The organism is Paraburkholderia sp. BR10141, from assembly GCF_056155635.1.
In genome coordinates, this window is the sequence record NZ_JBMIQH010000006.1 from 198754 (window position 1) to 221375 (window position 22622).

The 22622-nt window shown below is 59.9% G+C and carries 25 protein-coding genes; 22 read left to right on the forward strand and 3 right to left on the reverse strand.

Annotated elements, in window-relative coordinates:
* The first annotated feature begins 74 nt into the window (after positions 1–74).
* From ACOJB8_RS11225 to ACOJB8_RS11315, 19 genes are all read left to right on the forward strand, one after another.
* Complete coding sequence (locus tag ACOJB8_RS11225) at positions 75–2102, forward strand: prohead protease/major capsid protein fusion protein (RefSeq protein WP_475012565.1); 2028 nt, start codon at positions 75–77, stop codon at positions 2100–2102.
* Positions 2103–2176: 74 nt separating this feature from the next.
* Positions 2177–2506 carry a capsid cement protein gene (locus ACOJB8_RS11230; RefSeq protein WP_368690932.1) on the forward strand — a complete coding sequence of 110 codons (330 nt, stop codon included), beginning with the start codon at positions 2177–2179 and terminating at the stop codon, positions 2504–2506.
* A 1-nt stretch (position 2507) separates the two neighbouring features.
* Positions 2508–2804, forward strand: a complete 297-nt coding sequence (locus ACOJB8_RS11235; protein ID WP_475012568.1) for a head-tail joining protein — start codon at positions 2508–2510, stop codon at positions 2802–2804.
* A complete protein-coding gene (locus ACOJB8_RS11240) occupies positions 2801–3220 on the forward strand; it encodes a hypothetical protein (protein WP_475012570.1) in 420 nt (139 codons plus the stop codon). The genes ACOJB8_RS11235 and ACOJB8_RS11240 overlap by 4 nt, the downstream gene beginning before the upstream one ends.
* Before the next feature lie 33 nt (positions 3221–3253).
* Positions 3254–4186 carry a phage tail tube protein gene (locus ACOJB8_RS11245; RefSeq protein WP_475012571.1) on the forward strand — a complete coding sequence of 311 codons (933 nt, stop codon included), beginning with the start codon at positions 3254–3256 and terminating at the stop codon, positions 4184–4186.
* A 59-nt stretch (positions 4187–4245) separates the two neighbouring features.
* Positions 4246–4584 carry a hypothetical protein gene (locus tag ACOJB8_RS11250; protein WP_475012668.1) on the forward strand — a complete coding sequence of 113 codons (339 nt, stop codon included), beginning with the start codon at positions 4246–4248 and terminating at the stop codon, positions 4582–4584.
* Positions 4585–4631: 47 nt separating this feature from the next.
* Positions 4632–4961 carry a DUF1799 domain-containing protein gene (locus ACOJB8_RS11255; RefSeq protein ID WP_475012660.1) on the forward strand — a complete coding sequence of 110 codons (330 nt, stop codon included), beginning with the start codon at positions 4632–4634 and terminating at the stop codon, positions 4959–4961.
* Between the two features lie 6 nt (positions 4962–4967).
* Positions 4968–7829, forward strand: a complete 2862-nt coding sequence (locus tag ACOJB8_RS11260) for a phage tail length tape measure family protein (protein ID WP_475012573.1) — start codon at positions 4968–4970, stop codon at positions 7827–7829.
* Positions 7829–8323 carry a hypothetical protein gene (locus ACOJB8_RS11265; RefSeq protein WP_475012575.1) on the forward strand — a complete coding sequence of 165 codons (495 nt, stop codon included), beginning with the start codon at positions 7829–7831 and terminating at the stop codon, positions 8321–8323. Before ACOJB8_RS11260 ends, ACOJB8_RS11265 begins: the two co-directional genes overlap by 1 nt.
* Positions 8324–8863 (forward strand): DUF1833 family protein, encoded by a 540-nt coding sequence (locus ACOJB8_RS11270; protein WP_475012576.1) that lies wholly within the window; start codon positions 8324–8326, stop codon positions 8861–8863.
* Positions 8860–9273 (forward strand): NlpC/P60 family protein, encoded by a 414-nt coding sequence (locus tag ACOJB8_RS11275; RefSeq protein ID WP_475012578.1) that lies wholly within the window; start codon positions 8860–8862, stop codon positions 9271–9273. The genes ACOJB8_RS11270 and ACOJB8_RS11275 overlap by 4 nt, the downstream gene beginning before the upstream one ends.
* Before the next feature lie 49 nt (positions 9274–9322).
* Positions 9323–12382, forward strand: coding sequence for a host specificity factor TipJ family phage tail protein (locus ACOJB8_RS11280; protein WP_475012580.1), 3060 nt, complete (start codon positions 9323–9325; stop codon positions 12380–12382).
* 77 nt (positions 12383–12459) lie between these two features.
* Entirely contained in the window at positions 12460–14895 is a 2436-nt protein-coding gene (locus tag ACOJB8_RS11285; RefSeq protein ID WP_475012582.1) for a hypothetical protein, read from the forward strand.
* A gap of 9 nt (positions 14896–14904) precedes the next feature.
* The gene (locus tag ACOJB8_RS11290; RefSeq protein ID WP_475012584.1) at positions 14905–15678 is read left to right on the forward strand and encodes a hypothetical protein; all 774 of its coding nucleotides are present in this window, start codon (positions 14905–14907) and stop codon (positions 15676–15678) included.
* A 14-nt stretch (positions 15679–15692) separates the two neighbouring features.
* Positions 15693–15986, forward strand: a complete 294-nt coding sequence (locus tag ACOJB8_RS11295) for a hypothetical protein (RefSeq protein WP_475012586.1) — start codon at positions 15693–15695, stop codon at positions 15984–15986.
* Between the two features lie 63 nt (positions 15987–16049).
* Positions 16050–16334, forward strand: coding sequence for a phage holin family protein (locus ACOJB8_RS11300; protein WP_368690919.1), 285 nt, complete (start codon positions 16050–16052; stop codon positions 16332–16334).
* On the forward strand, positions 16331–16576 hold the full coding sequence (locus tag ACOJB8_RS11305; protein WP_475012588.1) for a DUF7940 domain-containing protein: 246 nt from the start codon (positions 16331–16333) through the stop codon (positions 16574–16576). Before ACOJB8_RS11300 ends, ACOJB8_RS11305 begins: the two co-directional genes overlap by 4 nt.
* On the forward strand, positions 16569–17066 hold the full coding sequence (locus ACOJB8_RS11310) for a lysozyme (RefSeq protein ID WP_475012590.1): 498 nt from the start codon (positions 16569–16571) through the stop codon (positions 17064–17066). Before ACOJB8_RS11305 ends, ACOJB8_RS11310 begins: the two co-directional genes overlap by 8 nt.
* The gene (locus ACOJB8_RS11315; protein WP_475012591.1) at positions 17066–17638 is read left to right on the forward strand and encodes a lysis system i-spanin subunit Rz; all 573 of its coding nucleotides are present in this window, start codon (positions 17066–17068) and stop codon (positions 17636–17638) included. The genes ACOJB8_RS11310 and ACOJB8_RS11315 overlap by 1 nt, the downstream gene beginning before the upstream one ends.
* Positions 17639–17917: 279 nt before the next feature.
* Here the strand turns inward: ACOJB8_RS11315 and ACOJB8_RS11320 are convergent, their stop codons facing one another.
* Positions 17918–18307 (reverse strand): hypothetical protein, encoded by a 390-nt coding sequence (locus ACOJB8_RS11320; protein ID WP_475012593.1) that lies wholly within the window; start codon positions 18305–18307, stop codon positions 17918–17920.
* A gap of 233 nt (positions 18308–18540) precedes the next feature.
* Positions 18541–19056 (reverse strand): hypothetical protein, encoded by a 516-nt coding sequence (locus ACOJB8_RS11325; RefSeq protein ID WP_475012595.1) that lies wholly within the window; start codon positions 19054–19056, stop codon positions 18541–18543.
* 603 nt (positions 19057–19659) lie between these two features.
* On the opposite strand from ACOJB8_RS11325, the gene ACOJB8_RS11330 reads away from it, so the two are divergent.
* Entirely contained in the window at positions 19660–20451 is a 792-nt protein-coding gene (locus ACOJB8_RS11330; protein WP_475012597.1) for a DNA adenine methylase, read from the forward strand.
* 73 nt (positions 20452–20524) lie between these two features.
* Here the strand turns inward: ACOJB8_RS11330 and ACOJB8_RS11335 are convergent, their stop codons facing one another.
* Positions 20525–21436: an AbiTii domain-containing protein gene (locus ACOJB8_RS11335; RefSeq protein WP_475012599.1), complete on the reverse strand. Its 912-nt coding sequence runs from the start codon at positions 21434–21436 to the stop codon at positions 20525–20527.
* 310 nt (positions 21437–21746) lie between these two features.
* On the opposite strand from ACOJB8_RS11335, the gene ACOJB8_RS11340 reads away from it, so the two are divergent.
* Both ACOJB8_RS11340 and ACOJB8_RS11345 read left to right on the forward strand, forming a co-directional pair.
* Positions 21747–22019 (forward strand): DUF2164 domain-containing protein, encoded by a 273-nt coding sequence (locus tag ACOJB8_RS11340; protein ID WP_475012601.1) that lies wholly within the window; start codon positions 21747–21749, stop codon positions 22017–22019.
* A gap of 86 nt (positions 22020–22105) precedes the next feature.
* Complete coding sequence (locus ACOJB8_RS11345) at positions 22106–22594, forward strand: GNAT family N-acetyltransferase (RefSeq protein WP_069262556.1); 489 nt, start codon at positions 22106–22108, stop codon at positions 22592–22594.
* The last annotated feature ends 28 nt before the right edge of the window (positions 22595–22622 follow it).

Consider the following 22622-nt stretch of genomic DNA (forward strand, 5'->3'; position numbering starts at 1 on the left):
GGCGTTTTTTATTGGAGCAAACGATGCCCCAAACAGCAAATTCGCCGGGTGGCGCCCAGCCGCGAGGCTCATCGATGCCGATCCTCGGTCGCGAGATGCCGGTCTCTTCGGTGAACGCCGATGCGCGCACCGTCGACGTGACCTGGACGACCGGCGCGCAGGTGCTGCGCTACGACTGGATGCGCGACCGCAACTATCTCGAGGAGTTGAGCACGCAGCCCGGCGCCGTGCGTATGCAGCGCCTCGAATCGGGCAGCGCTCCGCTTCTCAACAACCACAGCCGCTGGGCCGGGCTCGATGGTGTGCTCGGCGTTGTTTCGTCGGCCTCGCTCAACAGCGCATCGGGAACCGGCCAAGCAACTTTGCGCTTTTCAAAGCGCGACATCGCCGAGCCGTATTTCCAGGACGTGCAGGACGGCATCCTGCGCAACGTCTCGGTCGGCTATCGGACCTATCGGGTCGAAATGATCCCTCCCGGCCAGGAGGGCAACGATCAGTGGATTTACCGCGCGACGGATTGGGAGCCTTACGAGGTCTCGCTCGTCGCGATCCCGGCTGACGCGGGCTCGACCACGCGCGGCGACGATCCTGACGGCCATCAACGTTTCTTTCCCTGCGAATTCGTCGAGCGAGGCGCAGGCAATCAACCCAACGGGGCGAACGCCTCTCAGCAAAACGAAGGAGCAACTATGCCGACGACCCAAAATGAAAACAGCCAAGCCCGCACCGCACCCAACGCGAATGCTTCGGTCACCTCGCCGGTACAGCCGGGAAATCCGCCGGCCGAAGGCGCCGAAGCCGCTCGTTCTCAAGCTCAGTCGGAGGAGCGCCAGCGCGTGCAGGAGATTCGCGTAGCAGTGCGCTCCAGCACGCTCGAGGATCCGCAGGTGCTGATCGATCGCTTCGTCGACAACGGCACCACGGTCGATGCGGTGCGCGCCGAGCTGCTGCGTATGCTCGCTGAGCGCTCGAATGCGGCGCAGACGCGCTCGCAATCGGGCGTGCAAACCGTGACCGACGAAACCGAAGTGCGGCAGGAGGCGATGTCCAATGCGCTCATGCACCGCATCGACCCGCGCCATTCCCTTACCGATGCAGGCCGTCAGTATCGCGGCATGACGCTCGGCGAGTTCTGCCGCGTTGGTCTTGAAGCAGCGGGTGTCGATACGCGTGGCCTCGATCGCCGTCAGATCGCCGGTATTGCGCTCGGCATGGGCGAGCGCGGCTACAACACGACCTCGGATCTTCCGGTCGTGTTTGGCAACGTGATCAACCGCACGCTTCGGGAAGCGTACACGGCAGCGCCGCGTTCGTTCTCGCAATGGGCACGTCAAGGCGTGCTGACCGACTTTCGCGCTGCGACGCGCGTGATGGTCGATGGTGCGCTGAAGCTCGAACAGGTCAACGAGGCTGGGGAGTACAAGTACGGCAAGCTGGTCGACGGCGGCGAGACGATCCAGCTTGGTACGTTCGGCAAGATCGTTTCGTTCACGCGCCAGATGATCATCAACGACGATCTCTCGGCGCTGGAGCGCGTGCCGTTGTATTTCGGGCGTGCGGCTGCGAACCTCGAACTCGACATGGTGTACGGCGCACTGCTCGGCAACACGCCGATGTCCGATGGCAAGGCACTGTTCCACGCAACGCACAACAATCTCGGGCAGGCGGCGGCTATCGGCATCGCGTCGCTGTCGGCAGGCCGAGCAGCGATGCGCGTGCAAAAGGCGCCGGGCGACGGCACGGCGCTTAACCTCGCGCCGAGCTACCTGCTGGTGCCAGCCGCACTCGAAACGGTCGCGGGCCAGTTCACGAGCAACCAGTACACGCCCAATCAGGCCACCGAGCAGAACCCGTTCTTCGCAACGCTCACGCCGATCGTCGAGGCGCGACTCGATGCCGTCAGCACGACCGGCTGGTATCTCGCTGCTGACCCGGCCGTGATTGACACCGTCGAGTACTGCTATCTCGACGGGGAGCAGGGCCTCTACACCGAACAATCGCTCGACTTCGACGTCGACGGGTTGAAGGTGAAGGCTCGTCTCGACTTCGCGGCCAAGGCAATCGATTTCCGCGGGCTCTACAAGAACCCCGGCGCCGCATAAGGCACGTTGCCGGGCGCATATGCGCGCCCGGTGTGATCACAGTTCAAGCAAACCATTTCCGACAGGAACCCCATATGAACAACTTCATTCAGCACGGCAAGACCCTGACGGCGACGCTCGCCGCTGCTGTCATTTCCGGCCAGCCCGTGACGCTTGGCAATTCGAAGCTGCCGGCGGTCGCGAGTGGCGCGTACGCAGCGAACACGTCTGGCGAATACGCGATCGTCGGTGTCTTCGAGCTGCCGGCGGATGCGGCAGCGGCCGGGGCCGTAGGCGATGCAGCCTACCTGACCGCCGCCGGCACGATTGCAACCGTCGCCGAGGGCAACACTGCTTATGGTGTGCTCGCGGCGCCTGTGGTCGCGAACAGCGCCACGGCGCGGGTGCGATTGCCCGGAGCCTGACGTGTTCGATCCCGGCATATTCTGGGACGCCTTTGCCGCTGTCGGGATGCTCAAGACGGCTTACGTCGACGGCATGCCCGGCAGCGTGCAGGTCGGATTCGTTGCGCCCGATCATCTCGAGCTGGGCAATCAGACAACGGCCGCTGAGTACCAGATTGAATATCAGGCTCACGACCTTCCCGATCTTGCTCGCGGCTCGTTGCTGTCGATCGATGATGTCCGGTATCGCGTACTGCGGCCCCCACGCCGACAGCACGATGGCTTCTTCATGGTGGCCGATCTGGGAGTTGCGAAATGACGACGCGACGCGAGTCGTATGTTGAATCGCTCATGCAGGCGCTATCGGGCGATGCGCAGTTGCAGGCGCTCGGTGTGCTGGTCGAGCGCTCAGTATTCGAGGCGGTGAGCAGCAGCGAGCCACGCGTGCTCGTGGTCCATCGTGGTCGCGACGTGCCGACGACAGACATCGGCGTTACCGCGCGCGAGTGCATTTTCAATCTGACCGCCGTGGTGCGCGACGCTGCACCTGATCGTGCCGCCGACGACATCTTCGAACTCGCGCATCCGATCGTCATGGCGTTCGATGCGCCGGGTTTGATGGGCATCGTGGAAGGGCCAACTGAAGAGCCTAGCGTCGCCGATGCGGAGGGCGGCATCGGCGTTGTGACAATCCAGTATCTGTTTCAGTACCAGACGCCGACCGAGGCCCTGTAGCGCTGGCGTCGTATACATTTAGAGGGAACCTCGATGGCGAAATCCACAAAGAAAACAGTCATTCTCGCGAAGCTGCAGGATGCTATCGGCACGCCAGCCGTGCCGACCGGCGCAGACGATGCGATGCTGGTGACGAATCCGAGCCATACGCCGCTTGCGGCGACGATGGTCAGCCGCGACCTTATCCGCCCGTTTTATGGCAACAATCAGCAACTGACGGCAGGCGTCCACACGGAACTGAGTTTCGATGTCGAGATCGCTGGCTCAGGTGCCGCTGGCACGGCGCCGGCATGGGGTCGACTGCTCGTGGCCTGCTATTTCGCCGAAACCATTACGGCTGGCTCAGACGTGAAATATGCGCCGGTGAGCCTCAAGCCGGACACGCCGCTGACGATCTACTATCACCTCGACGGTCTGCTGCACCAGTTGACGGACGCGTACGGTTCGGTCTCATTCGACATCACCTCGGCGGGGATTCCGAAGATGTCGTTCAAGTTCATGGGGACCTACAACCCCGTAACTGATTCGCCACTCCCGGCGGGTGTGGACTTCTCGAAGTTCCTCACTCCCAGGATCGCGAATACGGCGAATACCACGTGGTCGATGTTCGGATACAGCGGGCCGCTCCAGTCGCTGTCTCTGGATATCGCGAATTCACTCATCTGGTTCCAGATGATCGGCGACGAGGGCGCCGAGGTCGACGATCGGGCGCCGACCGGCAAGATCGTCATGGAGCTTTCCAAAGTCTCCGACAAAGACTGGTGGACTGCTGCGCGGGATGCGACGCTTGGGGCGCTGACGATCCAGCAGGGGCAGGCAGCGGGAAACATTGTTCTGCTCGAGGCGCCGCAAGCGCAAATCAGCAACCTCTCGTACTCCGATCAAAACAACAAGGCGCTGCTCAATGGGGATCTTGGAGTCAACCCGCTCAACGGCAACGATGAGCTGATCATCACCGTAAAGTAACTTTGCTTGTTCATCACGTACGGGCCGCCATAGCGCGGCCCGTTTTCATTGGGGTTTAAATGGCCTACGTACTCAGCAAATCGCCCACGCTTACTGCCAAGGTAGAAGTCACGGAGCCCGGCAATGCGCCGGATGGTGCGGTTGAAAATTTCACGTTTGTTGCCGTGTTTCGGCGGCTTGACAGCGACGAGCTTGACGCGCTGTTGAAGTCCAATAAGCCCATCCGAACGGTCTTGGCTGACCTGCTTGCCGGATGGTCCGATTTGCGCGACGCGACAGGCCAGGAATTGCCCTTTACCACGGAATACCGCGATTCGCTGCTGAAAATTCCGCATGCAGTTGTCGGACTCTGGGGGGCTTTCCTCGAGGCGCATTCGGGAGCCGCAAGAAAAAACTGATTGGGGCGGCGCGTAAGTGGGCTGGGGTCGCGCCTGACGACGGCGGGATAGACGATGGCGTCGCCTCCGCGTTAGCTGCCTTCGGTGCGCGTCAGGTTGATGTCGATTCTGCGCGCGAGTGTGCCAGGGAATCTGATTTCGAGGTCTATCCGGATAACTGGGAGACCGTTCAAGTTTTCCTCGCGCTCGGGACGCAGTGGCGCGCAATTGCTGTATCGACGATGGCGTCCGCACGCGTTCTGCAGACCGGTATCGACTACTGCGCGATTGATCCGGTATTTCGCCTGCTTGGCGTCGCCAGAAAGCGCCGCGCGGCTGTTTTCGAGAAGCTGCGCGTAATGGAGGAGGCCGCGCTCGACGTGATGCACTCGTCCTGAATATAGATGAACGCGCACGCGCTGCGCGTCATACGTGAGAGAGGCCATATGGCTGCATCAAGTGGTTCCCTGGGCCAACTGGTCGTTCAGATCACGATGGACCCGTCCGCCTATAACGCCGGGGCGCGCGATATCAAATCGACCGCTTCGAGCGTCGGCACGTCACTCAAGCAATCCGGCGAGACCGGTGCGGCCGGCATGGACAAGATTGGTATTCATACTGCCGCTGCGCGCCGGGAACTCCTTGTGATGGCGCACGAGACCTTGACCGGCAGCTTCAAGAATCTCATTGGCTCTTCGATGGTTCTCGCCGAAGAGATGGATGCAGTGGAGGTGGTCACCAGCGCAGCGGGCCTTTCCATCGTTGGCCTTATCGGAACGATTGCCGCGTTTGCAGTCGCTGCGGTAAAGGGACACGCGGAGACCGAAAAATTCAACAATTCGCTGATCCTCACCGGGAACTATGCGGGTGTCACGGCGAGCAGCTTTCAGGCGCTAACGCAGTCGATTGCGTCGAGCACGGGGTCGAGCGTCGGAACTGCCCGCGAGGGCCTTCAGGCGCTCGTATCCTCGGGACAGATCACGGGGCAGGCGCTTCAGATTCTCGGTGCCGACGTCGTGCGAATGCACGATCTGACCGGCAAGAGCCTCGATGATATTGCCGAGGACTACGCAAAAATGCCCGAGGGCGTTGCGAAGTGGGCCGAGCAGCACAACACGAGCATGCACTTCATCACGACCGCGCAGTACGAATACATTCGCGCGCTCGAGGATGCGGGGGACAAGCAGGGGGCCATTCTCGCGGTTGCAAAGGCGCTCGATGCACAAATCAGTGGACAGTCTTTGCAAAACCTCGGGTATCTCGAAAAGGCGTGGCGAGGTGTGGGGACCGCGATTAGTGGCGTCTGGGAGTGGATGAAATCGCTTGGCCGGGCCGAAACGGCGGCCGAGAAGATCGCAGCTGCCACTGCGGAGGTGCAGCGGCTGCAAAACGCGCTCAACTCGCCGACCGGCAAGATGAACAGCGATCTGCTTACGCCGCAACTGAATGCAGCGCGCGCGCAACTTGATGCACTGAACCGCGACGCGCTGAAAGAGCAGGACGCCGCCACAACGAAGTCGCAAAACGACATGGACCAGGCGGCCGGCATCAAGGCGTCGGACTTCCTGAAGAAACTGCAGGACGAAGAGCGCGGCATCCATCGGGTTGACGATGCGCTCTCGGAGTACCGAAAGAACGTCGCCGCCTATAACAAGGCAAACCCAATCAACCAGATCTCCGCTGCGCAGCAGGCGACCGACGAAGCGTATCTGCGCAAGCACTATGCCGATCAAGGCGGCGTATCGGCTGCGAACAAGGCTCGCAAGGACGAGCTGGCAGCGGCGTTGCAGACGACGAAAAACGGCCTCGATCTCATCAACGCGGCATACAAGGCGTCAGACGATCAACTGCAGGCGCTGCACAAAGCAACTTTGATTTCCGACCAGGCGTATTACGAGGCCGAGATCTCGCTTGCCGACGATACTGCGCAGCAACAGATTGCTGCCTATCAGCAGCAGAAGAAAACGCTTCAGGATGCCTACTGGAGGGCGCCGTCCGAGGAGCGTATCAAGATCACCCAGCAAATCGGCGAAGTCGACACGTCGATCGCCAAGGTGACACAGGAAAACGCAGCAAAGGTCGCCGTGCTGGTCACCCAGCAAACGGAGGCTCAGCGCCAATACAAGAAGTCGATCGAAGACGCGCACAACGCGCTCCTCGCGCAAGCTGGCGTATCGGAGACGAAGGCGCTCGCGGATTTCGACGAGAAGTATCGCGGCGCGAGTTTGCAGGCGGTAAGCACGGGCGATCTGTCGGGCGCTGCGTTTCTCGATCAGGATCGGCAACTCACGGCACTCTCGGCTCGATACAACGACATCGTCGCGCAGGCAAAGGCCGCGCAGACGAAGATCGACCTGGATCAGCAAACGGGCCTCGCTGGCTTGTTCGACGGATTCAGTCAGTTGCGTGACAACTCTGAGGAGACGGTTCAGTCGTTGCAGACCCTGTATGACCAGGTGAACCGGCTTTCGTGGTCGACAAACGACGAGGGCGTGTTGCGCAGCCTCGATCAGTTGCGCGACAAGATCCGGCAGTCAATGGTCGACAGCCAAGGCTATCTTCAGGACTTCACGGATGCTGGGAGGAGTGCATTCACTAGCATGTTCTCCGACATCGTCACGGGGACAAAAACGCCTGCGCAGGCGGTTGCGTCGATGGTGTCGAGCATGCTGGCTTCGTTTGCGCAGATTTTCGCGAACAAGGCGTATAGCAGCCTCGCAAACAGCATTCTTGGATTCCTTTCGCCGAGCACGCTCACGGGCAGCGCCGGATATAGCTTCACCATGCCGGCCAGCATATCGGGGTCTGGGGCTTTGTTTGGCGTGGGCGCAGGGCTTGGCTTTGCGACCGGTGGTTCCGTATGGGGAGCTGGCTCCGGGACGAGCGACAGCATCAACGCGCGCCTGTCCAACGGGGAGTTTGTGGTTAAGGAGAGCGTGGCATCGCGTCCGGGCATGCGTGGCTTTCTGACGGCCCTGAATGGAGGCGGTGCGATCAGCGGATCGAATCGCTTCGCTGATGGTGGTTCGGTCGAAGGGAATTCCGCCTCAGCGTCATCGCCGCAGGTAGAGGTGAATATTCACAACGCTCCGGCCGGCACGCAGACGACGCAGTCGAAAACCGCGAGCGGTGGACTGCGCCTCGACGTGCTGCTGCCCGCGATCGATCAGCACATTGCCGCCGGCATTCAGTCGGGTCGCGGCACAACCGCAAAGGCGATGCAACGGCAATACGGTTTGAACCGTACCGTGGGAGGGACCAGCTAATGGCAGATATTGCAGTATGGCCTGACACGTTGCCGCAACCGCGAGCGGATGGCTACGGAGTCCAGCCGAAGGCGGTTTATGCCGCCACAGATATGGATTCCGGGCGCAGTCGCACCAGGCGCCGTTTCACGCAAACCCCGAGCACCATCTCGGTGAAGTGGCGATTCACGTGGACGCAGTTCGCGGTTTTCGAGGCCTTTCTGAAGTACGAGATTAACCTCGGCGCCGCACCGTTTTCAGTCGGATTATTGAACGGCATGGGTGTCACTGCGGTGCAGGCCCAATTCTTCGAAGATCCGCCTTATCAGTCGTCAATCAGCGATTCGCGCGCGTGGTTTGACGTGACTGCCAATCTGAAGGTTAAGTCGATGCCGGTACTCGGCTACGACTATTACGTCGTGTTGCGCAAATACAGCGAGCAGGAAGTCTTCGGGGCTGGGGACCGTCTCCATCGGCTTATTCACTCGGACCTTACGGGTCCATTGAGGTGGTAAATGGCGACGCTCTCTCAAGCGCTCGCGGAGATTTACGCGAGCAATCCGCAGGACGACTATGTCCTTAATACGCTGGAAATTCGCCATCCAACATTCATCGACGATGCCGGCAATCCAGCGCCGATTCGCGTGGTGGCTGATCACGAGCCGATACGGGCGAAGCTCGAGGCGGACGCCCCTTTGAATGCTGGTGACTCTGTCCAGTTTGAAGCCATGGCGTTCAACTTCAAGCTGCCATCGATGGAAGAGGGACAAGCGCCGCAACTCGATGTAACGCTCGATGGGGTTAGTCGCGAAGTGGTGTCCCACCTTGAAAACGCGGTCGGGCAAACGGAGCAGATCGAAGTGACCTATCGGCGCTTTCGTGCCGCAGACCCGGCAGCAGGTCCCCAGGACGTGGAGCCGCTAACGCTGTATGCATCGAGCGCCAAAGCAACTTTGACGCAGGTGACGACGAGCGCAACGCTTACAGACATCCATAACAAGGCGTTTCCGTCGCGTATCTACACCACGACTGATTTTCCGGGGCTGAATCGATGACGTCCGATGAGGTCAACGCATACATCAATCGTCCATGGGTGGGCGGTGGACGCGGCCCCGACAGTTTCGATTGTTGGGGCCTCCTTGCATGGGTGCAGAGAGAGCACTTCGGTATTCATCTGCCCGAGCGTGTCACCGATCCTGCGGGGATGCGCGCGATCTACCACGATGAACTGGAGTCTGGCCGTTGGCGCATCGTTCCGCGCCCGGTGCACGGCTGTGGCGTACTTCTGCGGTCAGGGGATCGGCCGCATGTCGGTGTTTATTTGCAGATCGATGGCGGCGGGGTGCTTCACGCCATGGAAGGGGTGGGTGTGATCTACACCTCGCGACATCAACTCAAGGTAATGGGGTATCCGCGTGCTACTTGGTACGAGTTCCTACCGCGCGACAGTCATTCACACGCGTAACCCGCTTTGCTCCTCGCTTGCTCGACGGATCGTACACCTCGAGCGGCCAATGACGGTGCGGGATTGGCTCGCCGCAGCGTCCGTTGACGCTTCGTGGAGCACGGTCTGCGTGAATGGCGATTACTGGCTGCGCGGAGATTGGGACCGCGAAATTCCCCACGGAGCGCTTGTCCATGTCGAAGCCCGCGCCGGCCACGGTGGCGGCTCGAATCCGCTTTCAATCATCCTGCAAGTTGCCGTGCTTGCCGCTGCGGTGTTTGTACCTGGGGCAAGCTGGGGTTTAGCGTTGACAGGATGGCAGGCCGCGGCCGCAGGTATGGCAATTTCGATTGGAGGTTCGCTGCTCGTCAACGCGATCGTGCCGGCAGTAAGCGCGAGTTCAAGCGTGACTGGCACTACGACCAGTCCCACCTATTCGTTGCAGTCGAGCGGTAACAGCGCGCGGTTGCTCGATTCGATGCCGGCTGCCTATGGTCGCATGAAGCTGACGCCGGATCTCGCCTCGCAGCCCTACACGGAGTATTCCGACAACGATCAGTATCTGTATGAGTTGTTTTGCATCACACAGGGCGAACTCGCGATCGAGTCCATCCTGATCGGCGATACGCCCATCGCGAATTTCAGCGAGATTGACTATGAAATCGTTGGGCCGAATCAGGCTGTCACGCTCTTTCCTGACAATGTCGTCACGAGCGCCGAGGTCGCGGGTATCGAGTTGCAGGCTCTGAATGACAGTGGTGATTGGGTCGGGCCGTTTACGGCGAATCCGGCGGGCACGAAGGCTAATTTCATCGGAATCGACCTCTCGCTGCCGTCCGGGCTGTTCTACGCTAATGACAACGGTTCCCTCGGTTCTCTTGCGCTGACCTATGAGGTGCAGGCCCGGCAGATTGATGACGCCGGTAATGCAACGAGCGACTGGATCGGACTCGATGCGCGCGAGCTGAAGATGGCAACGTCTCAGCCGCAGCAGATGAGCTATCGCTATCCGGTGACGGCCGCTCGTTACGAGGTGCGGGCACGCCGCACGACAAACCTTAATACGGATAGTCGCGCACAGAATCGGGTGCAGTGGGCAGGCATGCGTGCATACCTTCCGAGCGAACGTTATTACGGCGATTGCACCTTGTTAGCCCTTCGTGCACGCGCGACCAATAACCTGAATTCATCGACGGCGCACCAGGTCTATGTTATCGGCACGCGAAAGCTGCCTGTGTGGAACGGGACTTCGTGGAGCGATCCGCAGCCGACCCGATCGATCGCATGGGCATTCGCGGATGCGTGTCGAAACACGACCTACGGTGGGGGGCTCGCGGACAAGCGCGTTGATCTGGAGACGCTGCTCGAACTCGATGCCATCTGGTCGGCGCGTGGCGACCAGTTCAATGGAGTGTTCGACACCAAAGGGACTTTCTGGGATGCGCTCACGACGATCGCGGCAGCCGGGCGTGCGGTGCCAATGTATTTCGCGAGTGTGGTCAGCATCGTGCGCGACGAGCTGAAGACTGCGCGAACGATCGTATTTACCCCTGACAACAGTATCCCAAGTTCGTTCTCTGTGAGCTATGCGTTCTATGCCGCGGATACACCGGACCACGTTGTGATCCAGTACCTGGACGAACAAACGTGGGGATGGCAGGAGGTGGCATGTATTCCGACAGGGTCTCCTGCGCTTGTTCCCAGCACGATCAAGATGGTCGGCGTTACCAGCCGAACTCAGGCGTGGAGAGAGGGGATCTACAAAGCGTATGCAAATCGCGATCAGCGCAAGCAGATCACGCTCTCGACCGAGTTGGAGGGCTTTATTCCGCGATTCGGCGATTTGGTCGGTATCTCTCATGACCTGCCGCAATGGGGGATTTCCGGCACGGTAGACGGGCAGGACGGCAGCATGGTGATGGTCGGCCAGCAACTCGAGTGGACCGAGGGGGCGCAGCACTATGTCTATTTCATGTGGCCGGATGGTTCGCCTACGGGTGCGCTAAGGGTTTCGAAGCCGGATAGCGGGGACGATATGAGCATGGCGCTCGTCGACGCGCTGCCGGCCGGTTTTGTTTTCAGCGACGGCTTCTCGTATGAGGCGACACGCTTTTGCTTCGGGCCGGGCATCGATCGAGCCATGCTCGATGCCCGAGTGATTTCGATCGTTCCGGGCGACAACGGGCAGGTCGATCTCACGTTCGTCAACGCAGCCGACAGCCCCCACCTCGCGGAAACGCAGCAGTCACCGCCGGGACCAGTCTCGCCGTCGTCCCTGCCCGGCATCATTCATGCGCCGATCGTCACGGAGATTGCCGTCGACTGGAAGATCGTGCCCGGCAATGTGACGATCACTGCCGCCCCTGCGGCTGGCGCCGCGCTGTACGAATTCCAGTCAAGCGCGAACGGCGGTGCCTCGTGGGCAAAGCTCGGCACCTCGACGGGCAATACGTTAAGCGTACCGATTGCGGTGGGTGACTGGATGTTTCGTGTGCGAGCGTACGGTGCGAGCGGCCTGGGAGGCCCGTACGCGACGTGGACAGGCTCGGTAACGGAATTTGTGTATCCGCCTGCAGCGCCTTCGCTCTCCCTGCGCGACCCCTTCACGGGCGACCAGTTGTCGATCGAAATCCAGCGTTTGCAGGACGTCGATTTTTACGACATCGATGTCATGGTCGGCGGCGCCGTGAAATACAGCGCTGAGATCACGGCGCAAAACTTCACCTGGACGCTTGAGCAGGCGCAGCAGTATGGCGCAGTCGCGGATACGTTCGATGTACGTGTCACAGCGGGCAACGTGGCGGGCATGGGTACGCCTGCAACGATCACCGTCAAGAGCACGCCGCCTGCTGTGCCGACAGTGACGGTTACGCCTGGCGTCGGAGGATTGGCGACGCTCTCCATGTCGAGTAATGGGGCAGTCAAGGCGACGGGCTTTGTCGTGCGGCAAGGTGGCGACACAGTGTTTGACGGGGCTGGCCCGACGTGCCAGGTGACTGCCGGCAATTCGTATGACGTGACGGCATACAACGCGTGGCATAGCGAGTCCGCGGCCCGTACGGTCGACGTCTCGGTAAGCGATGGCGAGTCGTCTGGGTCGGACAACTCCGGCCCCGGTGGCGGGACGTAACAAAGCAACTTTGCATGCGCGAGGCCGCCCGGATTATTTCCGGCGCGGCCTTTTTTCATGCCTGGAGAAAATCAGATATGGCACTTACACCAGTGCAGGAAATCGATCGGCTCGCCGTAGACTGTGAGCTGCTCCATGACATCGTTCACGGTCCCGCAACAGGGGCCGGCAGCACGGTGCAGACAGAGGGAGGTCAGGTTGTAACGGTCGCAAAGCTCCTGAATGACAAGAGCGACGAGATCGATGCGGCGGCAGGGGCTGTGCCGGTTGTGACTCAACTCGCCGCCAATGCGCAGGCGAGTGCAAACCAGGCTGCTACGCAAGCGGGCGTCAGCGCAGCGGCGAATCGCATTTATGCGTCGACGGCGGCAGGCATAGCGGCGACGACCGATCAGCAGTATTTCTACGTGCCGTCGACGAACGCGGCCGGCTCGTACGACGTATGGCAGAACCAGGCGGGCGCGGCTGTCAGTGCAGGCATTACGCTGCCAAGCCTTGTGGCAGTGCAGGGCCATACGCAGGCGATCACGACTCTCAACGCGCGTACGGCAACGCTGCGATTCGTCCCCCTGACGCAGTACTACGACGTCATCTGGGGTGCGTGCATCGACGGCGCGTATACGGTATGGCTCGATAGTGCGGGGACGTTTCACTCGACCCACACGCACGCGGAGTTCTCGCAGTTCGCCACCTTGCGCGAGTATGTGCCGAAGGTGATGCCGCTAACGCAGGGAAGCGCTCTTGATTACGGTGTTGCGATCGACGGCACGCTGAAAATCTGGGTGGACTCAAGTGGCGTATTCCATTCGACGCACACGCATACGGAGTTCGGCCAGTTCGCGATGTTGCGGGATCTTGCGCCGAAAGTAGTCCCGCTCGCGAAGGGGCAAGACTACGCGTACGGGGTCGTGGTCGACGGCGCGTATCTGACGTGGATCGATAGCGTCGGCGTATTTCACTCTACACACACGCATCCTGAGATAGCGCCCTTGCAGGCGGCGGTGTCGAAGATTCAGACTCAACTCGAGTCGGGAGCATTGGGAGGCAATTCCTCCGGCTATCTGGTCGAGCAGGTAGCGAAGGTGAACGGCGGCACGACAGAGCAGCAGATCATGGTGCTCGACGGGCAGTCGCAGTATCGGCAGCTGACGCTTGATGGATACAACTGGCGCGCACCGGTCGTTCACCACAATACGGCGGTGCGCTGCATCACCGACCATGAGTTCGTAGGGGGCAACGACGCGGTGACGATCCTGCCGACCGGTGAGATCGTGCCCGAGTCGGGCGTTGTAGCGCACACTGCGGTGTACGGTCAGTCGCTCGCGCTCGGCGCACGGGGCTTTGTGACTTACACGTGGGACGCGGTGAATCAGGTATTTACCGCCGCGACCGTGTTCTCGAATGTTCCCTCGCCGCACGGATGGTACTGCCTGGCGTTCGGCGACGGGACGGTCGGCAACCCGCGAACCGGCAACTATTTCACGAAGTTCGGCGTGCTACAGGAAGCCTGGAGCGGCGTTGTGGGCGAGACGGTTTGCTCGGGCTTTGCCAATGCGCGCAACAACAGGCTTCTCTCAAAGTGGGGCTTCCGTCAGCGCATCCTCGCGACGTCGACGGGCCTGGGGGCAACGCCGTATTCGGGGCTGAAGAAAGGCACAGCGCCTTACGCGAGTCTGATCGCCTCGGTAACAGGCGGCAAGGCCACCGCGGCTGGTAAGGGCTGGAAGTACTACGTGCCGACGCTCTACATCATTCATGGTGAGAGCGAGACCGGGAACATTGCGGATACGACGTACGAAGGCTATCTGCAGGAGTGGATCTCGGATTTCTCGGCCGACATCATGCCGATCACAGGGCAGCGTCAACCGCCGGTGATGATCCTTTCGCAGATGAACCGGCAGAAGGTAGCGAACGAAGGCGTGACGCTTGGCCAGCTGCTCGCGCACGACAACAGCGCCAACATCATGCTGATCGGCCCGAAGTACCAGCACCTGTATTACGACGACGCGCACATGCTCGCGGAGGGCTATGTCAAGCAGGGTGAGTACGCTGAGCGCACGTCGAGGCACTGGCTTGCGGGCCGCAAGTGGCAACCGCTCAAACCAGTGTCGATCGTGGGCGCCGGTAACACCGTGTCGATTCAGTTCAACAACACGCTCGTGAGCGGGGATACCGTCGCTGGTCCGGTCGGTGTGCTCGCATTCGATACGACCGTGGTCACGAACCCCGGCAACTACGGGTTCGAATATTCCGATGGAGCCGGCACCACTATCACGAACGTTGCGCTCGGCGGCGATGGCACGAGCGTCGTGCTCACCTTGTCAGCGAACTACGTGGTAGGTGCGACCGTGCAGTACGCAATGCAAAGTGCGCTCAACCTGAACACGATGCCGAGCGGGCAAAACACCGGGTCACGTGGATGCCTGCGCGATACGGATACGCGTGACCAATCGCAGTACGACAACACGAATCTCTACAACTGGTGCGTTGCCTTCCGTAAGGCGCTTTCATAAGGGAAAAACATGAACCGTCGTCAAATAATTCAGATCGGCAACGCATTGCCGCCGGGCGTTACGGCCGAGCAATTCGCGCTCGCGCAACTGGCTTCCATCGTGGCATGGCCTGTGGTCGCCAAGTGGGGGATAAGTGCGGCCGCGACCGGGTTTCAGGATCGCCTCGAGCGCGGTGCGGTGCGGATGGCAAATGGGCAGACGGCAGTGGCCGGCCGTTTCTTCGATACGTCGGATGGTACTGGCACAGGCTATTCCATCCAGGGTGTGCCGATGGCTCTCGTTCTGCCGACGTTCGATACGTCCGGTGACTTTACGGTTGGCGTTCGCTTCGCACCGGGTGCGCTCACGATCGCGAGCGGCACATGGGGTGGCTTTGCGCTTGGCAGCTACACGTCGGCAAACAACGCTTGGCGCCTAGAGAACGATGATTCGGGGCGTTTCCGCATGGGAGCACCGGGTGGCTTGCAGACGAACTATGCGGACTATGCGGGTCCTGTGGTAACGGCCAGTCAGATGATGTACGCGGTGCTGCGATTCTTCCGTGCATCCGGGAAGCTCAACATGCGTATCAACGGCGTATACGAACAGAATTTGCAGAACAATGCATTGGTCGCTGCGACGTTTGCCACCGAGCTTGCGTTCGGGCTTTACTGGGATTTCTCGACGTCGACGACGAAGTACCGACCGACCCAGCTGGTGAAGGCAGTAGCAGCCAATGCCGCGCTGACGGGAGACGACCTGACTGCGCTCGAGAATTACCTCAAGTCGGCAACTGTTGAGTAAGGGAGGAATCCGAAATGAAAGTACGAGTCGACATCCTGTCGCTTTGCACGGGTGACGTTACCGCGAGTTCACTGCGGGCATCCCTGCTGGACGCGAATGGAGTTGCCGTTGCGGTCGCAGATGCCACGGCCCCGTCCGCTGAGTTCGATGGCGTCGCCGGTGGTGCGTACACCGCGCAGGTTGTGCGCCGCTCTGATGCCGGCGACAACGTTGGCGAGGCGTTGAGCTACGGATTCGCGATAAGCGCCGATTCCATGAGCCAGACATTCTACGGCGCTGGCATCAACGTCACGGTCATCCCGACGTAGCGAGGCGCCATCACATAACAAAGGCCGCCCCCGGGCGGCTTTTTATTTGTCCTGGAGGACTGGATGCAAGAGCCTGACAAGACTCTTTTGGAGTTGATCTTTGTGGGCGCATTGATAGGGGTCGCAAAGTTGCTTGTGAGCAGTGAGCAATTGACCTTTCGAGTGGTCGCGGGGCGGGCATTGCTGGGTTCCGCCACTTCGATGGTTGCTGGTGTCGCACTGCTTCAGATTCCGGATCTGCCGCCACTCGCGCTACTCGGCATCGGTAGCGCGCTTGGGATCGTCGGGTCGCAGTACATCGAAATTCTGCTCCGTCGCAAGACGAAAGCGATTCTTGGAAAGGAGTGACGATTTTGAGGCTGAAATTGATTGAGGACTGGCGCCAGAGTCACAGGCTCGCGTCGGTGCGTACGTCGGCGGCCCTGTCTATTGTCTTTGGTGCTGGACCTGCGTTGTTCGATGCATGGAGGCAGGTGCCGGATGAACTGAAGGCTGCGCTTCCGCATGGCTGGGCGAGATGGGTAGCGGTTGCCGGCTTCCTTTTGGTACTCGGTTCGCGAGTAACGCGGGTGGAGAAGGTTGATGGCTAACGTGCAGAAGAAAACGCTGGTGGGGATTGTGGGGGCTGCTACGGCAGCCCTTTTGCTTTCCACGGTGCCGAAACTAGAGGGCGAGGTGCTGCGCGGCTATCTCGATCCTGTAGGCATTCCGACGAAGTGCATGGGGGATACGCATGACGTTGTCGTCCGCAAGGTCTACAGCGAGGCCGAGTGCCGCCAGTCGCTAGAGACGCAACTCATCGTGCACGCCGAGCCGGTGCTGAAGTGTACGCCCGGCCTGAAGGGGCGAACGTATCAACTCGGGGCAGCGGTGAGCTTTGCCTACAACGTCGGTACAGGGGCCTACTGTGGTAGCACGACGGCGCGGCGTTTCAATGCAGGCGACTATCGCGGCGCGTGCAGGGCGATGAACGAGTCTGACTCGGGAAAGGCGCAGTGGGTGACATCGGGCGGTCGGGTCCTTCCCGGCCTGGTAAAACGCCGCGCGCTGGAGCGCGCGATCTGTGAGCGAGGCTTGTGATGTGGAAGATGCTTCTGCCGTATGCGCTCGTGGCTTTGCTGGCCGGAGGGGCCGGTTTCAGCTGTGAGCATTTGATCGCGCGCGGTGAACTCGCGGAAGTACATGCCGCGCACTCGAAAGACAACGAGCAGCATGCCAACGATCTGTTGGCCATTTCGAAGGCGGCGCTCGATGCCGAAAATCGTGCGCTGGACGCGCACGCCCAGGCGGCCAGTGATGTGGCCGCGATCGATGTTCAATTGACAACGGAGCGACTGGCCCATGAAGCCGACAATGAAAAGAATCGTGCTGCTATTGCTGACGGCACTCGCCGGCTGCGCATCGCAGTGTCCAACTTCACTGCAGCCGGTACCGACGAAGCCAGTTCTGGCGCCAGCGCCAGCGCCAGCGGCGTGGGCCATGGTGCCAGTGGCTACGCCGAGCTATCACCAGCGTGGGGAGCAGCTCTTTTCGGGGTCTTCGACGATGCAGACAACGATGCCCGGGCAAAAGCCGACTACCTCCAGCAATACGTCTGTGCGCTCCAGCAGCACGGACTGATTGAGGGGGAATGCACGCGATCGGGGGACTAGGATCTCGGTCGAAAAAGACCTGCCGGGCGGCTGTGCGCCCGGCAGCTGTCACGAAGCGCGTTTGCGCTGGGACAGAACAATGCCATCCGGAGCAAACCTGGTACGATCCTGCTCCACTACCATCTCTTGCCATGCGTTGCGGTAGCGACCGCTATGTTACCGGCTCAGCTTGCGGATATGTCTGGCTTGGCCAGTTGGGATTCGATTCTGGCGAATTGTCGTGCAGCGATTGCGTTCCGATGACGGGGTTACCGGAATGAAGTGCGTGTACGACAGGCCCTATCCGGCTAGCTCCTCTTTTAGCATATCGTTCAATCTTTCGAGGCCGGCAATGTTGTTCGCGAGGATGTGAATCTCGTGTTCTACCGACTGGCGCCAGCTCTGATTCGTCTCGGCTTCGAGTTGCTTCTCCAGCGAGGTAATCCGTTCGCGAAATTTTTGGATCTCATCGTCGGTACTGGCAATGACTGCGCGATTGCGCGACTTTTGCTCTTCGGTCAGTGGGGCCTTGCCTTTCTGCCATTCCTTCCATTGCTTTACTTTCTCTTCCAGCGCTCGCCGATAGTGACCCTGCTCCGGATCGTTTGGATCAAGTTCGTCAATGCGTCGCTGAGCGAAATCGATCGAATTCTGCAGGTGCTTGCTTCTCGCTTTGTCGTGGTCGTCCATGTTCGTTTCCAAAGCTTATTGGGAGGCGTCCATTGATTGGGGTCGCCGAAAAAAAGCCGCACCGTCTTGTAGGCGGTGCGGCAAAAAAACCGGTGGGCGCTCTCCGAGGGCTCGTGCCCACCAGCTGAGAGAATTGCGAAGCATACTTGCCGGTTCGTGACAGCCGGTTGACTGCACAGGGGAGTTCAATGTCTCGTCCGAATCAGATTGGTTGCTAAGTCGGGCGACGGGCGTCACTCCTTGCTGGCGTTCGGTGCGGCCTGGAGGTTTTTCGCCGCCGCAATCGTTGGCCCCAGTGCAGGTGCGGAGGTGGTGGCGGTCGGCTGTTGCGCGCTGTCCGTTTTCGCGGGCGGTTCGATGATGGTTGTTAGTCCCATGCTGACCGTAATCAGCGCTGGATAGTCGTAGGCTGCGCCAGTGCTCATGTCGACGCCTGCGCCGATCAAACCGCCAAAGAGGATGTTTCCGAACGCCATGCCCTTGGTGCTTGACTTCACGGTCGCGATACCGGGGTCAACGCCATCCTTCTCGCATTTGATGGAGAGCTCACCGTACGCGCGGTGGACGGTGACCGTACCTGGTGTATTGACGAACCACGTTCCCTTATCGTTTTCGAGCTTGCAAGCAGCGCCGGCGATTTCGTCGCTACCCTTAAACGTTTGTATCGAAACGACCTGGTTCGTGCCGTTGACGATTGAGGCGCAGCCGGTCAACGCGGCAGTGCAACCTAATAGCCCAAGTAGTTTCATGTCCTAACAATCTCCCCTGAATTTGCGGCCGTTATATTAAGTAACAATCGGGGGGGATGGTAGCAATTCGCCCTACGCTAGTGAAGCTTGAAATGCGGGCTACGTGTCCGATGTCGGTTTCGTGGAATCTTTTGTCGCGTTCGCACTAAAGAGCATTCTGGAGGCATAGGTACCCGTAAGTATCGATGCCTTGATGAATGTGCAGCTAGTGAGGCGCGGAGCGGGCATAAAAAATACCGCACCGTCTCCGCAGACGGTGCGGCAGCTAAATCGTGGGCCGAGGGCCACCACGCCCACGAGGACCGAGTCGCAGGCTAGCACGCCGTCAAAAAGATTGACCTTCGACAACCGATGCGGACAAGTCTTTGTCCAGTTCAGATTAGCTCTTGTCTGGTCAGGCTAGGGCAGGCGCTTCCATGCCTATAACGCCTGATTCGACAGTTCGGAGAAACCAAGCAGTTTTTGAAGACAGGGCGACCGGGGGAATGTTGCAGCATTCGTCCCGGTCACCTTTCCACTGACGTACCAGTGAATCAGCCGAGGCCCTGAAACCCTCCGGAGGGTGGGCCGAATTCTAACAAATATCCAACAAAGGCAATCACTATGGCTCAACCCATCATCCCGTGGATCGGCGGTAAGCGCCGCCTTGCCGATCACCTTATCCCCAGGTTTCCCGCGCACGAATGCTATGTCGAAGTGTTCGCAGGCGGTGCGGCGCTGTACTTCATGCGGCCACCCGCACGCGTTGAGGTGATAAATGATGTGAATGGGGATCTGGTGAATCTCTACCGCGTCGTGCAGCATCACCTCGAGGAGTTTGTTCGGCAGTTCAAGTGGGCGCTCTCAAGCCGGCAGGTGTTCGAGTGGCTCAAGCAAACGGCTCCCGAAACACTCACAGACATCCAGCGGGCCGCGCGCTTCTACTACCTTCAGCAAAATTGCTTTGGCGGTAAGGTCGAAGGGCAGACGTTCGGAACCGCGACAACTGCTCCGCCGGGACTCAACCTCCTGCGCCTCGAGGAGAGCCTCTCGATGGCTCACCTCCGGCTTGCCAGCACGTACATCGAAAATCTGGACTGGAAAGCATGCATCGAGCGTTACGACAGGCCGCACACGCTTTTCTATCTAGATCCACCGTACTGGCAGACCGAGGGATATGGGGTCCCGTTTCCTTTTGGCGAATACGAGGCTATGGCCGCACGACTGCGGGCGTTGAAGGGGAAGGCAATTGTGAGTTTGAACGATCACCCCGACATCCGACGCGCGTTCGACGGCTTTCATATCGAAACTGTCGATATTTGCTACACGGTTGGAGGTGGAGGGCGCGAGGCTGCGCGAAAGGAGGTGATCATCTTCAGCTGGGATGACGCTGCGCAGCCGGCGGGGCTCTTTTAGTCATGAGACGCTCGCGTGCGCGATTGCTGTCGCGCACGCGGTTATGCGAAATGAATGGGTTGGTTCCATCGGTTTAACTGGATCCGAGCCCATAGTAATTCGAAATAGCGCCGGAAAGGAGGTTGCCCGCTGCGCCAATGCCTATTTGCCAACTTCCGCTTGCGGCTTTTTGCATCATGGACCCAATCCACTGCGCGACCTTCGGGCCAATCGATTTTGTGTGCGTCGGCACATCTCCATCGTCAGTGATAGCCCGACTAAGTGACGCTAGGTCGTCTTGTTGCACTCCCGCCTCGCGTAGCGCTTTGGCTAACTGATCAATATTCCCTTGATTGATCGTGTTGGAAATTGTCGCGGTATTCTGGTTGCCTACAAAAATCGTGGTATTGGAACCAAAAACAGCTGATTTGAAAATGTCGTTTGTGTTTACGTTAGCGGCTGCCTTCTTCAATTCCACCTCCGGGACGTCACCGATCTTATCCTGCAAAGTTAGTACGAATTCAAGCAGACGCGTGCGAATCTCGATGAGAACGCCCGCGATCTGCGTTGACCCGATAAGGCTCCTAGCGCTGGTTACGTGTCCTCCTTCATAGGGCTGACCCAGCAATCCATAGAATTCAGGCGGGACGGCGGAGGCAACGGTCCCTTCCGCCGCCGCTGCGAAGACCTCGAGTTCCTTGACTGAATGTCCGAGATGTGCCTTGCAGAATCTCTCGCGGACGTGCTCGGGAAGATGGAATGTCGGTAGAGTCACGTTGCTCATCCGCCGGGCGATGTTTTCGACCGTCCCGGTGAGTTGAGCGCCGACGATACGATAATCGGGCACCGCACCTTGATCTGGATAGCCATTGAGCTCACTGTTGAGCCAGCCATCTAGGTCTTTGTGCCCGATACGGTGCATCAGCACTTTCGTCTTGAGCAGAGCGCTTGCCAGCGATCCCTTGTCGTCGCTGAGTGTAGTTACTATCTCGTCGAAGAGCCGCATTCTGTTGCCCCGGTTGTAGGTGACAGATCATACTGCTTTCCGATAGAACAGATTCATGCTGCGATTGATGGCGGTCGAGGAGTGTGGGTAATTTTCGTGGTCAATATACATATCATATTGATTTGTAAAGAATTATCACGGCCTGCAAAGCCGTGTAGGCCGGTTCGACTCCGGCTCGCGCCTCCAGATGCAAAACAAAAGCCACCTTCGGGTGGCTTTTGTTTTTTGCGGCCGCCTTGCTGCGTTTTTCGCGACACGCCAACGCGCCTGGCGCAAAATAACCGCAACCTTTCCTCCGCGGTTTGCCGACATGTCCATCGAACTCCCCGAAGACGCGCGCACCGATGCGATCGCCTCCATCCAGCGCTATTTCGACGCGAACATGGAAGAGCCGATCGGCAACGTCGCAGCGGGCGCGCTGCTGGGCTTCTTTCTCGAAGAGATCGCGCCGGCGGTCTACAACAAGGCCATTGCCGACGCGCAGGAGAGCATGCAGGCGCGCATCGTCGATCTCGACATCGATCTGCACGAGGAGCCATTCCAGTACTGGCGCAAATACGAGCAACCGCGCCGGCGAAAGTGAGCGCTGCGCGAGTCGCGGGTTTGTGGCGCTCGCGGCGCGCGGCATAATCGTGGTCATTCACGACGCCTTGATGGAAATCACCGACCATGACCGTGCAGTCCACCGCCTTGCCGCTGCCCCAATTCGACTGGCAATGGAAAGCCTTTGATGTGCTCGACGCGCGCGAAGTCTACGCCATGCTCAAACTGCGCTCGGACGCGTTCGTCGTCGAGCAGAACTGCGTGTATGGCGATATCGACGGTCTCGACTTCGGCGCATGGCATCTGTTCGCATGGAGCGAGCAGGGCGGCGCGCGAGAGCTTGCGGGCTATTTGCGCGTGCTGCTGCCTGACGCGCAGGACCCCGACGTGCGCATCGGCCGCGTGGTGACGTCGCAAAACCACCGCGGCATCAAGCTCGGCAACGCGCTGCTCGAACGCGCCATCGCGCAGATCGAGCGTCAATGGCCGGAGGTCGCGATGCGTCTGCATGCCCAGGCGCATCTGCAGAAGTTCTACGGTGCGTTTGGCTTCTCGCCCGTTGGCGAGATTCACGACGAGGACGGCATTGCGCACGTATGGATGCGCTCGGCCTGATTCGACGTTGATTGCATCTTGCGCCGGC

Excerpts from the sequence above, each read along its gene's own strand:
- ACOJB8_RS11225 (WP_475012565.1), top strand. The coding sequence starts at position 75 with ATGCCGATCCTCGGTCGCGAGATGCCGGTCTCTTCGGTGAACGCCGAT.
- ACOJB8_RS11230 (WP_368690932.1), top strand. The coding sequence starts at position 2,177 with ATGAACAACTTCATTCAGCACGGCAAGACCCTGACGGCGACGCTCGCC.
- ACOJB8_RS11240 (WP_475012570.1), top strand. The coding sequence starts at position 2,801 with ATGACGACGCGACGCGAGTCGTATGTTGAATCGCTCATGCAGGCGCTA.
- ACOJB8_RS11245 (WP_475012571.1), top strand. The coding sequence starts at position 3,254 with ATGGCGAAATCCACAAAGAAAACAGTCATTCTCGCGAAGCTGCAGGAT.
- ACOJB8_RS11250 (WP_475012668.1), top strand. The coding sequence starts at position 4,246 with ATGGCCTACGTACTCAGCAAATCGCCCACGCTTACTGCCAAGGTAGAA.
- ACOJB8_RS11260 (WP_475012573.1), top strand. The coding sequence starts at position 4,968 with ATGAACGCGCACGCGCTGCGCGTCATACGTGAGAGAGGCCATATGGCT.
- ACOJB8_RS11265 (WP_475012575.1), top strand. The coding sequence starts at position 7,829 with ATGGCAGATATTGCAGTATGGCCTGACACGTTGCCGCAACCGCGAGCG.
- ACOJB8_RS11270 (WP_475012576.1), top strand. The coding sequence starts at position 8,324 with ATGGCGACGCTCTCTCAAGCGCTCGCGGAGATTTACGCGAGCAATCCG.
- ACOJB8_RS11275 (WP_475012578.1), top strand. The coding sequence starts at position 8,860 with ATGACGTCCGATGAGGTCAACGCATACATCAATCGTCCATGGGTGGGC.
- ACOJB8_RS11280 (WP_475012580.1), top strand. The coding sequence starts at position 9,323 with ATGACGGTGCGGGATTGGCTCGCCGCAGCGTCCGTTGACGCTTCGTGG.
- ACOJB8_RS11285 (WP_475012582.1), top strand. The coding sequence starts at position 12,460 with ATGGCACTTACACCAGTGCAGGAAATCGATCGGCTCGCCGTAGACTGT.
- ACOJB8_RS11290 (WP_475012584.1), top strand. The coding sequence starts at position 14,905 with ATGAACCGTCGTCAAATAATTCAGATCGGCAACGCATTGCCGCCGGGC.
- ACOJB8_RS11295 (WP_475012586.1), top strand. The coding sequence starts at position 15,693 with ATGAAAGTACGAGTCGACATCCTGTCGCTTTGCACGGGTGACGTTACC.
- ACOJB8_RS11300 (WP_368690919.1), top strand. The coding sequence starts at position 16,050 with ATGCAAGAGCCTGACAAGACTCTTTTGGAGTTGATCTTTGTGGGCGCA.
- ACOJB8_RS11310 (WP_475012590.1), top strand. The coding sequence starts at position 16,569 with ATGGCTAACGTGCAGAAGAAAACGCTGGTGGGGATTGTGGGGGCTGCT.
- ACOJB8_RS11315 (WP_475012591.1), top strand. The coding sequence starts at position 17,066 with ATGTGGAAGATGCTTCTGCCGTATGCGCTCGTGGCTTTGCTGGCCGGA.
- ACOJB8_RS11320 (WP_475012593.1), bottom strand. The coding sequence starts at position 18,307 with ATGGACGACCACGACAAAGCGAGAAGCAAGCACCTGCAGAATTCGATC.
- ACOJB8_RS11325 (WP_475012595.1), bottom strand. The coding sequence starts at position 19,056 with ATGAAACTACTTGGGCTATTAGGTTGCACTGCCGCGTTGACCGGCTGC.
- ACOJB8_RS11330 (WP_475012597.1), top strand. The coding sequence starts at position 19,660 with ATGGCTCAACCCATCATCCCGTGGATCGGCGGTAAGCGCCGCCTTGCC.
- ACOJB8_RS11335 (WP_475012599.1), bottom strand. The coding sequence starts at position 21,436 with ATGCGGCTCTTCGACGAGATAGTAACTACACTCAGCGACGACAAGGGA.
- ACOJB8_RS11340 (WP_475012601.1), top strand. The coding sequence starts at position 21,747 with ATGTCCATCGAACTCCCCGAAGACGCGCGCACCGATGCGATCGCCTCC.
- ACOJB8_RS11345 (WP_069262556.1), top strand. The coding sequence starts at position 22,106 with ATGACCGTGCAGTCCACCGCCTTGCCGCTGCCCCAATTCGACTGGCAA.